At 63.0% G+C, this 395-nt stretch carries 1 protein-coding gene; it reads right to left on the reverse strand.

The genetic code is table 11. The features are described 5' to 3' along the window. A partial coding sequence (locus tag ACWTU8_RS33285) for a hypothetical protein (RefSeq protein WP_455851436.1) occupies positions 1 to 395 on the reverse strand: 395 nt, incomplete at both ends.

Here is a 395-nt window from a genome sequence, read left to right on the forward strand (position 1 = left end):
GATCGCGGTGCGGTACTGGTCGCGCGAGAAGAAGTCGAGCGCGGCAAAGTCGGTGCGCTCGCGCAGCACGGTATCGATGCGGCTGACGCCTTCGAACCACACCGTCCAGTCGACGTCGTTGATAAGGCGCAGGCCGCGGATGATGTTGCCGGTCGTCACATTGCCGCTGGACAGCGTGTGATGCTCGGAGATGATGATCTCCTCGGCATCGGAGCCGGTCTTTTCGAGCTCGCCTTCCAGCCATTCCAGGGCCTTGCCGGCATTCTGCGAACCATCGCGCAAGCGATAGAGAAGCTGGGTGGCAAAGGTGGTGTCCTGCGCGTGAGCGCTGAAATTGGCCAGTATCGCCTGCCGGTCGGCGCTCTCGTCGGTCGCCAGCACCTTGTCGGCCACAT

This window comes from Mesorhizobium sp. BHbdii, assembly GCF_053848045.1.